The organism is Kitasatospora sp. Xyl93 (assembly GCF_055383135.1).
In genome coordinates, this window is sequence record NZ_AP029185.1 from 7,454,381 (window position 1) to 7,464,432 (window position 10,052).

Annotated in this window: 11 protein-coding genes; 7 read left to right on the top strand and 4 right to left on the bottom strand. The window is 74.5% G+C overall.

The features are described from left to right. Window positions 1-127: 127 nt before the first annotated feature. The 4 genes from ACZ5GH_RS32405 to ACZ5GH_RS32420 form a co-directional block, all read right to left on the bottom strand. Window positions 128-373, bottom strand: a complete 246-nt coding sequence (locus tag ACZ5GH_RS32405; protein WP_464336057.1) for a hypothetical protein — start codon at window positions 371-373, stop codon at window positions 128-130. 151 nt (window positions 374-524) lie between these two features. Next, entirely contained in the window at window positions 525-1,982 is a 1,458-nt protein-coding gene (locus ACZ5GH_RS32410; RefSeq protein WP_387753798.1) for a glutamate-cysteine ligase family protein, read from the bottom strand. Beyond that, on the bottom strand, window positions 1,979-3,511 hold the full coding sequence (locus ACZ5GH_RS32415) for a flavin monoamine oxidase family protein (RefSeq protein ID WP_387753796.1): 1,533 nt from the start codon (window positions 3,509-3,511) through the stop codon (window positions 1,979-1,981). Before ACZ5GH_RS32415 ends, ACZ5GH_RS32410 begins: the two co-directional genes overlap by 4 nt. A 101-nt stretch (window positions 3,512-3,612) precedes the next feature. Further along, window positions 3,613-4,080, bottom strand: a complete 468-nt coding sequence (locus tag ACZ5GH_RS32420; RefSeq protein WP_464336058.1) for a DUF6308 family protein — start codon at window positions 4,078-4,080, stop codon at window positions 3,613-3,615. Here ACZ5GH_RS32420 and eccB point away from each other — a divergent pair. The 7 genes from eccB to ACZ5GH_RS32455 all read left to right on the top strand — a co-directional run bounded on the left by eccB (window position 4,016) and on the right by ACZ5GH_RS32455 (window position 10,030). Then, window positions 4,016-5,509 (top strand): type VII secretion protein EccB, encoded by a 1,494-nt coding sequence (gene eccB / locus ACZ5GH_RS32425; RefSeq protein WP_387753791.1) that lies wholly within the window; start codon window positions 4,016-4,018, stop codon window positions 5,507-5,509. The two genes, ACZ5GH_RS32420 and eccB, sit on opposite strands and share 65 nt — an antisense overlap. A gap of 85 nt (window positions 5,510-5,594) precedes the next feature. Further along, window positions 5,595-5,921: a hypothetical protein gene (locus tag ACZ5GH_RS32430; protein ID WP_464336059.1), complete on the top strand. Its 327-nt coding sequence runs from the start codon at window positions 5,595-5,597 to the stop codon at window positions 5,919-5,921. Between the two features lie 32 nt (window positions 5,922-5,953). After that, entirely contained in the window at window positions 5,954-6,253 is a 300-nt protein-coding gene (locus tag ACZ5GH_RS32435; RefSeq protein WP_387753785.1) for a WXG100 family type VII secretion target, read from the top strand. Between the two features lie 19 nt (window positions 6,254-6,272). Next, entirely contained in the window at window positions 6,273-6,638 is a 366-nt protein-coding gene (locus tag ACZ5GH_RS32440) for a hypothetical protein (protein ID WP_387753782.1), read from the top strand. A 100-nt stretch (window positions 6,639-6,738) separates the two neighbouring features. Beyond that, a complete protein-coding gene (locus ACZ5GH_RS32445; RefSeq protein ID WP_387753779.1) occupies window positions 6,739-9,111 on the top strand; it encodes a hypothetical protein in 2,373 nt (790 codons plus the stop codon). 177 nt (window positions 9,112-9,288) lie between these two features. Further along, window positions 9,289-9,738, top strand: coding sequence for a YbaB/EbfC family nucleoid-associated protein (locus ACZ5GH_RS32450; RefSeq protein ID WP_387753776.1), 450 nt, complete (start codon window positions 9,289-9,291; stop codon window positions 9,736-9,738). After that, window positions 9,731-10,030 (top strand): hypothetical protein, encoded by a 300-nt coding sequence (locus ACZ5GH_RS32455; protein WP_387753773.1) that lies wholly within the window; start codon window positions 9,731-9,733, stop codon window positions 10,028-10,030. The genes ACZ5GH_RS32450 and ACZ5GH_RS32455 overlap by 8 nt, the downstream gene beginning before the upstream one ends. Window positions 10,031-10,052 lie beyond the last annotated feature (22 nt).

Consider the following 10,052-nt stretch of genomic DNA (forward strand, 5'->3'; position numbering starts at 1 on the left):
CGCGCGGCCCGGGGCCGGCCCGCGCGTCCGGGGGAGCGCTGCGCCGAATGGCCGTCCGCGGGCGGCCCGTTGGCGGTCGGGCCGCGTCCGGGCGTCGGGGCGTTCGGGTGTCCGGTGTCCGGGCGGCTCAGCGCTCCGGGTGCCGGCCGGCTTCGAGGGCGGGGGTGCCGTCCCGCTGGGGCGCGGGCCGGCACCGGGCGCGCGGTCCGGCCGGGCGGGTGTCCGGGCGGGGCGTGCCCAGGGCGCCGAGCACGGTGTTGTCGAGCGGGCCGGCGGCGAGGCGGTCCAGGACCCGCGCGCAGGCGGTGCGCAGTCCGTGGCCGTGGCGGCGCACGTCGGGGACGACGGAACGGAACGCAGCGAGGACGGACATGCGGCTCACCTCCGGGGCGACCTGCCGGTCTTGCAGGTGCGGTCCGTTCAGCTTCCACCCGCCCGCCGGTGCCGGGGCCCGGATTGACGGGCTGCTGACACCCCGCTGACGAACTGCTGACGCGGGGTGGTGCGTGTCCCCCCGGCCGGCCTCAGACCCGGTGCGCGGCGACGTAGCGGGCCGGGTCGCCGCGCAGGTCGCCGTGCCAGCGTTCCCGGCACTGCTCGGCGAAGGTCCGGCCGGTGGCGAGGACCTCGTCCAGCGGGTCCAGGTATCCGAGGACGTGCGGCGGTTCGAGGCCGGCCGCGATCCGGGCGGCGAGCCCGGCCCGGGCCAGCCGCAGCAGTTCGGCGGCGAGCGGGCGGACCGGGTCGCCGCCGAGGCGGGTGGCCAGGCCGAGGGCGGGCAGTTCGGCGAGTGCGGCCCGGTGGTCGCGCAGGGTGTAGCGGCCGAGCAACTCCCAGGCGGCGGAGAGGGATTCGGGGTGGTAGCTGAGCCCGGCCCAGAGCGCCGGGACGGCCGGGATGTGCGGGTACGGCGGGCCGTCCGAGGCGCGTAGCTCCAGGGTGTTGCGGACCCTGGTGTTGGTCCAGAGCTGGTTGAGGTGGGCGGCCCAGTGCGCCGGGGTCGGCCGCGACCCGTCCGGGTAGCCGTGCCGGAGCAGGTCGGCGAAGGTGCGGTCGGGGGGTGCCGGGTGGTAGCGGCCGTCCGGGGTGCGGTAGTGGATCAGCGGGATGCCGAGCGCCCAGTCGACGACCTCCTCGACGGTGACGCCGGGGCGCAGCGCGGGCGGCAGCACCCCGCCCCGGCGCGGGTCCATCCGCAGCCAGGCCCAGCACCGGTGGGACAGCAGGCCGCTGTCTGAACTCCCCGCCTGAAGAGGCGAGTTGACGAGCATGGCGGAGACCACCGGGGCGGCGGCCATCTGCATCCGCAGCTTCCGGGTGAAGTCGTCGGGGGAGAGGTAGTCCAGGGTGACCTGGGTGGAGAGCGACAGCGCCATCACGTACCGGGCGCGGCCGCCCGGCTCGCCCAGCCCGGCGAAGTAGTCCCGCATGATGGCGCCCCGGGTCATCGGCACCCACTGCATGTCGGCGAGCCGGTCGAACGGCAGGTACGCGCCGGGCAGCAGGGCCAGGCCGAACCGCCCGACCAGCTCCGCGAGTCGCTCCAGTGCGGCGCGCATGTCGTCCACCGCCTTGGCGACGGACGGGACGGGCGTCGAGGAGTACTCCAGCTGGCCGCCGTGCTCCAGGGTGATCTGGCTGCCGTCCGGGAGCAGGATCCCGGTCAGCCGACCGGCGTCCTCCAGGCGTTCGCCGCCCCACCGGGCCAGCACCGCCTCCAGCACGGCCAGCACGCCGCGCTCGCCGAAGTAGCGGGCGGCCAGCCCGGTGACCGGGTCCACCAGGCCGCACTCGACCTCGATGCCGACCAGTTCGCTGCGGCCGGGGCGGAACGGGGCCAGCAGCGCGGCCCGGTCGAGTGCGGGCGCGGGGTCGGTCGCCGGGGCGGAGTCGGGTGGGGGGTCAGCGGCGGGCGCCGGCGCGGGGTCGGGCTCAGGGGCGGGCGCCGGGCCGGGCGCACGGTTGGGATCGGCGACCGTCACACCGCCCCCACCCGGGTGCTGACCCGGGGGTGCCCGGCCCGGTCGAGCAGCGCGCCCACCGCGCCCAGGGCGGACTGCGCCGCGCCCTGGCACCAGGCGTGGGCGCCGGACAGGTGCTCGCCGGCGAAGAACACCCGCGGCCGCTCCGCCGGGAACGGGGAGCCGAGCACGGTCAGGTAGCGGGTGTGCTCGCCGGGCGTCAGATGGGCGAAGGCGCCGCCGCCCATGCCGGTCTGCACGTCCCAGTTGCAGTGCACGATGTCGTCCACGTCCCCGGTGATACCCGGGTGGAGCCGTTCCAGGCAGTCCAGCACCAGGGCGTCCCGGTCGGCCTGCTCCAGTGCGGCGAAGCGGCGGGCGTTGGCGCCCCACAGGTAGGCGCCGAGCAGCGCCGTCGGCTCGGCCGAGCGCAGCGGGTCGCGCACCGCCCAGCGCGGGCGGGAGCTGCCGTTGACGCCGTCCTTCACCCGCACCGCGTTGTCCGAGGGGTACCAGCACTGCTGGATCGGCAGGTCGGTGAAGCTGCCGCCGCCGTGGATGCCGTCCTCCAGCTCCCAGCGGCGGCGGGTGAGGTGCAGGACGGTCTTGATGCTGCTCGCGTAGCTGATGCCGCGGATGGCGTGCCGCTGGGCGTGCGGCAGGCCCGGGGTGACGGTGATCCGGTCGAGCGCGGGCGCCGGGACGCAGCACACCACGTAGTCGACGTCCTCGCGCAGCGGGGCGCCGATCCGCCGGCCGCGGAGCCGGACGCCGTCCGTGGTCAGCGCGAGTTCGTCGATCTGGGTGGAGAGTTGGAGGGTTCCGGGGCGCAGCGCGGCGACGAAGGCGTGGATCAGCGCGTCCAGCCCGTCGACCAGCTCGACCTGCCCGCGGTGGAACAGGCCGAAGTAGTCGACCAGCACCTCCAGCAGCGAGGACTGCTCGTAGTGGGCGAGGCCGGTGGCGTGGCCGACCAGGTCCCAGGCGTCCTGCGACAGGTGCTCGTGGACGAACTGCCACAGCGACACCGAGGCCGCCCGCTCCAGCGCCGGGTCGTCCCAGTGGCCCTCCAGGGTGCGGCGCTGCTGCTCCACGGTCAGGGTGCGCCACACCGAGCCGAGCAGGTGGTCCAGCAGTGGGGCCGGGGCCCGCCGTTCGGTCGGGCGCAGCTCGTACGCGGGGAACAGCGCCGCCACGTCCTGCACCCGGACCCGGCGGCCGCGCAGGTGGTAGTAGGCGCGCGGGTTGGCGTTGACGAACGGGCGGGTGGCCAGCCGGAAGCGGGAGACGTAGTGCAGCACGCAGTGGTGGTTGCCGGGGATGCGCATGGCGCCGAGGTCCACGTGGGTGCCGTCCCAGAACCGGTGGGTGCGCACCCGGCCGCCGGGCCGGTTCGCCCGCTCGTACACGACGACGTCGAACCCGCGGCGCTGCAGCTCGTAGGCGCACACCAGGCCGGCCACGCCCGCCCCGACCACCGCCACCCGGCCGCGGGCACCGGCCACCGGCTCCTCCAGCGAACGCGGGAACGCAAAGCTCGTCTCGAACATCGGCACCGTACCCCTCTGAGGCGGGACCCCCGCCCCAGCCTCGGCCAGACACCCCGCGCCTGCCACTTCGCCGCACCGATGCGGGTGACGGGCGCGGGGCCTCAGCCCGCCGCGGTCCGCCCGGCCTCGCCCTGGTGCATCCAGGCGATGACGTCCAGCACCCGCAGCACGCCGATGTCCTCGCCGATCCCGGCCTCGGCACGCAGCCGCGCCAGCCGGGCGCGGAACGCCCCGCCGTCGGCGCGCAGCGCGTCGGCCGGCGCGGACCAGAAGGTGGTGTCGACCTTCGGCCGCCGGAACACGGCCTTCACCCGGACGTCGTAGACGGGCGCCAGGTGCGGCCGCTTGCGGGCCAGCAGCTTGCCCGCGACCACGGGGCCGGCGCCGCGGGCGGGCCGGGGCGGTGAACCGGGCCGGTGGTGGGGGCCGTAGGTCCGTAGTGGGCGCGCCGCGGTGCGGCCGCGTGGCAGCGGGTGGGTCCGCGAGGAACCGGGGAGGAACTGGATGCAGTCCCGACGCGACCAGGTGCAGGCGCACCTGTTCGTGATGAGCAGGGTGGCCTCGGGCATGCTGCGGGCGGAGCCCGACGCGCCGGACACCCCGACCGGGCGGACCACCCGGGGCACCTTGACGGGCCTCGCGGTGGGGGTGCTGATCGGGCTGGGCGTCACGGTGTACGGGGTGATCCGGCCCGGCGGCGGCGACGGCTGGGCCAAGCCCGGCACGCTGGTGGTGGTCGAGGAGACCGGCGCCAGGTACCTGTCGGTCGGCGGGCAGCTGCACCCGGTGCTGAACGACACCAGCGCCAGGCTGCTGGCCGGTGAGCAGATGACGGTGCGCCAGGTGAGCCGGGCGTCGATCGCGGACGCGCCGCGCGGCACGCCGGTCGGGATCGTCGGCGCCCCGGACGGGCTGCCGCCCGCCGCGGACCTGGCCGGCGGCACCTGGCTGGTCTGCGGCACCGTCCGGCCGGGCCCGACCGGCGCCCCGGCGCCCCGGCTCGGACTGCTGGTGGACCCGGCGGCCGAGGGACGGGCGCTGACCCCGGGCCAGGGCCTGCTGGTCACCGTCCCGGACGGCTCGACGCACCTGCTCTGGCAGGGCCAGCGGCTGCGCGTCGACACCGCCAACCAGGCGCTCCAGGCGCTCGGTTACGGCGGTACGGCCCCCTTCCCGGTGCCGGCCGGCGTGCTGAACGCGCTGCCCGCCGGGCCCGACCTCGCCTCGCCCGCCGTCCCCGGGCGCGGCGAGGCCGGCCCGGCGCTGGGCGGGAAGCCGACCCGGATCGGCCAGCTCTTCGAGGCCCCGGGCGGCGCCCACTACCTGCTCACCAAGGGCGGTCTCGCGCCGCTCACCCCGACGCTGTACAAGCTGCTGCTCGGCGACCCGCGCACCCAGAAGGACGCGTACGGCGGCGCCGCCCCGGTGCCCGCGTCGATCGGCGCGATGGACCTCGCGGGGCACACCGCGCCCGGCGGCCCGCCCTCCGCGGGGCTGCCCGAGGCGCCGCCGGCGCTGGTCGCCCCGCTGCCCGGCGAGGGCGTCTGCGCCGACCTGCACACCGCGGGCGCCGCCCCGACCACCGCCGTCACCGTGCTGCCCGCCGCCCAGGCGGAGGCGGGCGGCCCCCCGGCGGTGCCGGCCGGAGCGCCGGGCGGGGCCTGCGCGGTCGCCGACCGGATCGCCGTGCGGCCGGGGCGCGGCGCCCTGGTGCGGGCGCTGTCGGGCGCCGGGGCGGGAGGCACGGAGTACCTGGTGACCGAGGGCGGGGTGCGCTACCCGCTGCCCTCGGCGGCGGCCGCCAAGCAGCTCGGGTACGGCGGGGCCACACCGGTCTCCGTCCCGGCCGCGGTGGTCGCCCTGCTGCCGTCCGGGCCGAGCCTGGACCCGGCGGCGCTGGCCGACACCGCGGCGCCGACCGCGGGCGGAACCGCCGCGCCGGCCCCGGCGGCCCCGAGCAGCGCGGCCCCGGCGGCGGGTCCGTCGGCGTGCGGCTGAACCACCGTCCGCAGCAGGGCCGTTGGTCCGATCAGACGTCTCGGCCGGGCAGTCCGTCCGGCGAGCGCAGGGAAGGGAGCAGAACATGACCACACCGGGCATGTTGACCAAGGAAGACGAAGCGATCCGCCAGGTCCTGGCGAGCCTGGAGCAGCAGATCGAGCACATGGTGACCGCCGGCCGCACGGTCGAGCGGATCAAGGAGGAGATCGCCGGCGGCTACATCTCCGGCGCGAGCACCGTCTTCCAGGAGAAGGTCGCGGACTGGATGACGCGTTACCAGCAGGTCATCGGGGCCTTCGAGCGCTTCGTGCAGTCCACCCAGGGTGCCAACGCGATCCTCACCCAGGCCGAGGACGACGCGCGCGCCCACGCCGCCGACGGCATCTACAACGGCCTGCAAGGCGCCTGACGGACCACCACCAGTAGAGGACGGGTACCCCCATGGACTTCGGCAACATCCAGCTCCACCACGAGACCGTGTCGCAGGCGGCGGGTGAGCTGCGCCAGGCCGGCAACATGATGCGCAGCAACCTGGACGAACTCATGAGCAAGCTGCGGGGCGTGATCGACGGCGGGCACTTCCAGGGTGTCGCGGCCGGCGCCTTCGAGGAGCTCTCGCGGGTGGTCGCGGCCAACGAGTCCGCCATGGACGACGACATCACGGCGGCCGCGAACACCCTCAGCACGATGCACGACATCATGCGCGAGTCGGACACCCAGGCGGGGAAGCAGTTCGCCTGACGAGGAGGGGGGTCCGCGCATGAGCGGCGACACCACCAAGATCACGATCGCCTACCTGGAGGGCCGCCTCGCCGAGCTGCGGAACTTCCAGACGTCCGTGAACGACCAGACGGTGGCCTGGCTGAAGGCGCCGGCGGCGCTGAAGGCGGGCCAGGACGCGTTCCCGTCCGCCAAGGCGCTGAAGCAGGCCTACCTCGCCTACGCGAAGAGCGTGGGAGACGGCATCGCGGCCGTCGAGAAGACGATCGGCGACATCGTCAACGACCTGCTGAAGGCCGGACGGACGCTGCACGAGGGAAACGACGAGGCCCTCACGGAGGCCCAGCTGCTGGAGGTCCTCCACGACGTGCTCACCGGCGTCGCCCCGACCACCAAGGTCCCCTGACGCCAGGAGCCCGCCGTCGGCGCCGCAGGGCCACCCGGCCTTCCGGCGCCGGCGGCACACCGCTGCCCGACAACCGTTCCACCCCGCCCGGAGGATGACCATGGCCGACCAGACGAGCTACACCTGGGAATACATGCTGAAGGTGTTCGCCGCGACGGACCACATGGACGGCGTCGTGCAGCGCACCGACGTGACCAGCCCCCAGTGGATCCAGGCCCGCTACCTGATCACGGACACCAAGGGCAACAACGACAAGCGCAAGGTCCAGAACGGCATCGCCAAGGGCGACGCCGGGTACGACATGTGGGCCGAGTGGGTGTACCAGGTCGAGGGCGGCGGCACCTACAGCACGATCCTGGGCGTGACCTGCAACTGGCCCTCCTGGGACGGCAAGAGCGGGGAGCCGAGCCAGTGGACCAAGTTCAAGGCCGCCCCCGGGGACATCCTCGGTCCGTCGATCTGGGGCAGCTGCACCGGCAACGAGGCCACGGCGCCCCCGACGTTGTGGGACGCCAGCCGGATCATCGGCGAGATCGACACCTTCTTCGTGGACCAGCGGAAGCAGGTGAACACCTGGTTCAACGACGTGGGCGGCTCGGACAGCGACTTCCAGGGCAGCGCGGCGGGCCGGTTCAAGGAAGTGCTGTACGGCCTGGAGAACGAGTTCATCGCCATGCACTACGGGCTCAGCGGCGATCTCGGTGCGTACAAGGACCTGCCCAAGGAGCCGCCCACGAACCCGCCCAAGGCCGACGCCGGTGGCAACCCCATCGTCACCAAGCTGAAGGAGGCCGGGGACGCCCTGAAGCAACAGCAGTCGGACATGTACTACAAGGGCTACGAGGCCTGGATAGGGAACTCCACGCTGGAGAGCTCCGGCGCGAGCAACGAGCACGGCGAGCACTGGCAGTACACCGACGGCTCGGCGGGCGGCAGCTTCGCCTCGCCGTACACGTGCGTGCACTTCGCGTTCACGGAGCTGGTCAAGGACCTCACCGCCGTCCTCACCCTCACCACGCTCAACTACGAGGACGGGAGCGTCTCGGCCGACGCCACGGTCTCGGGCGGCGGGACCGTCCTGGCGACCACCAAGGACGGCGTGGACAAGGGCGCCCTGGACGCCTTCGTCACGAAGCTGGAGGCCAAGGCGAAGGAGAAGTGGAACAGCTGGGCCGCCGAGAAGCTCGACAAGGCCGCGGCCGATGCCGGGAAGGCCCTGGCCGCCGCCTACGACGCCGCCAGCAGGCTGTTGATACCGATCAGGCCGGTGACTCTCGACCTGCCCAAGGACAAGGTCGACCCCCCGAACACTCCTGATGGCAAGGACGGCACGGGCGGCGACGGGTCGAAGACCGACGTCAAGGGGCCGCCGAACATCGGCGGCACGGGCGGGGGCGGCGCCGGCGGCGGTGGCACCGGCGGGATCGGGGGCATCGGCGGCGGGACCGGCGGCAAGGGCGGCGGGAAGACCGGCGGCATCGGGGGCATCGGCGGAACCGGTGGCGGCGGACCCACCGGCCTGGTGCCGCTGCTGGACAAGGACGGCAAGCCGCTGCTCGGCAAGGACGGCAAGCCGCAGATGGTCCCGCCCGGCACCCGGGTCAACGACAAGGGCCAGCTGGTCGACAAGGACGGCAAGCCGCTGCTCGACAAGGACGGCAAGCCCCGGACCGTGCCGCCGGGCACCGTCGTGGGCCAGCCCGGGTCGGGCAACTCCACCACCGGGTCGGGCAGTACGGGCACCGGCTCGGGCACGCCGTTCAAGGTGCCGCCGGGCTCGAAGAAGAACGACGACGGGACGGTCACCGCCCCCGACGGCACGCTGGTGAGGGACTCCAACGGCAACCCGGTGGTGCTCGGCAAGGACCGGACCATCGCCGAGGACGGCACCGTCCGGGACGCCAACGGACGGCCGGTCTCGCAGTTCGAGCAGCTGCTCACCGACGAGGAGCATGCCCTCGCCGGGCGCGTCGGGGACGTCCGCACCGGCGGGGGCGGCAGCTGGAGCGGGCTGCCGGGCTCGATCGGCGGTGGTGGCATCTCCTTCGGCTCGGGCGGTTCCGGCGGGGCCGGCTCCGATCTGTTCGGCGAGCCGCGCGGCGGTGCGGCCCCGAAGACCGTCGGCGGCGTCTCCTCCGGCCCGGCGGGCCTCGGTGTCGGCGGCCGGCTGGCCGAGACCATGGGCGTCAGGCCGACGGCCGAGCTGGCCGCCGAGGAGGCCGCCCTGAACCGCGCCACGGCGGCCGGCCGGACCGTGGCCGCCACCGCCGCCGAGGAGGCCCAGCTGATGGGCCGGGGCATGCCCACGATGGGCGGCATGGGCGGCCCGATGATGCCGCCGATGGGCGCCGGCGCCGGAGCCGGCGCGCCCGGCCAGGGCGAGAAGGAGCGGCAGCGCACCACCTGGCTGTCCGAGGACGAGGAGGTCTGGGGCACCGACTCGGGCGCGGTCACCGGCGTCATCGGCCGCTGACGGACCGACCGTTCCGCCCTGGCCCCGCCACCCCGGCCGGCCCGATCCGGCCCGGCGTCGAACCTCCGGCCGTGCCCTGTCCGTAGAGAGAACCGTACGACCCACAGCCGGTGCGTCCCGGGCCAGACCTCCTGGACCCGGGACGCACCACCGGGAAGAGACGGGAGACGCGGGCGGATGACGTTCTCGTACGCCGAACAGATCGACCAGGCGATGGCCGCCCTGGCGGAACAGCAGGCCAAGATGGCCGATACGGTCAAGGAGTTGCAGGCGGCCACCGCCTCGGCGACCAGCAAGGACCGGATGGTGACCGCCACGGTCGGCGCGCAGGGCCAGGTGGTGTCGCTGGTCTTCCACACCACCGCGTACCGGACGATGGCTCCGGCCCAGCTCGGGACGGCGATCGCCGACGTGCTGAACACCGCCCGGGCCGACCTCGGCGAGCGGCTGGCCGAGGCCATGGGGTCGTTCAGCGGCCTGGGCGAGACCCTGCGGGCCTCGATGACCGGCGGCAGCGAACTGGACGAACTCTTCGCCCCGCTGCGGGAGATGCGCCCTGGGTACGCCGAGGCGGAAGCCGCGGAGGAGCGGCGCAAGCGCGACCGGCAGGAGGAGTTCCGTGGGTGACCGGCTGAACGTGGGCGCGGACCTGGACGCCAAGTTCAAGAAGTTCGAGCCGCTATCGGAGATCCTCGGCGACATCGGCGCCCGGTGCGACGAGATCAACCTCTTCAACAAGGAGTCGGCCGGGAACGACGAGATCGGCAAGACGTACCACGAGAACGTGGACGGGGCGACCGCCGACCTGGTCAAGCTGTTCAAGACGGTGAGCACCGAGGTGGAGAAGCTCGGCCTCAAGGGCCGGCGGACCTCCGTGATGCTCCACAACGCGGACGAGGACGCCAGGCGCCACGCCTGACGGGCCCGCCCGGCCTCCCCGC

Bases quoted from the DNA above. Each gene is read 5' to 3' on its own strand.
- ACZ5GH_RS32405 (WP_464336057.1), bottom strand. From the start codon at position 373: ATGTCCGTCCTCGCTGCGTTCCGTTCCGTCGTCCCCGACGTGCGCCGC.
- ACZ5GH_RS32415 (WP_387753796.1), bottom strand. From the start codon at position 3,511: ATGTTCGAGACGAGCTTTGCGTTCCCGCGTTCGCTGGAGGAGCCGGTG.
- eccB (WP_387753791.1), top strand. From the start codon at position 4,016: ATGCAGTCCCGACGCGACCAGGTGCAGGCGCACCTGTTCGTGATGAGC.
- ACZ5GH_RS32420 (WP_464336058.1), bottom strand. From the start codon at position 4,080: ATGCCCGAGGCCACCCTGCTCATCACGAACAGGTGCGCCTGCACCTGG.
- ACZ5GH_RS32430 (WP_464336059.1), top strand. From the start codon at position 5,595: ATGACCACACCGGGCATGTTGACCAAGGAAGACGAAGCGATCCGCCAG.
- ACZ5GH_RS32435 (WP_387753785.1), top strand. From the start codon at position 5,954: ATGGACTTCGGCAACATCCAGCTCCACCACGAGACCGTGTCGCAGGCG.
- ACZ5GH_RS32440 (WP_387753782.1), top strand. From the start codon at position 6,273: ATGAGCGGCGACACCACCAAGATCACGATCGCCTACCTGGAGGGCCGC.
- ACZ5GH_RS32445 (WP_387753779.1), top strand. From the start codon at position 6,739: ATGGCCGACCAGACGAGCTACACCTGGGAATACATGCTGAAGGTGTTC.
- ACZ5GH_RS32450 (WP_387753776.1), top strand. From the start codon at position 9,289: ATGACGTTCTCGTACGCCGAACAGATCGACCAGGCGATGGCCGCCCTG.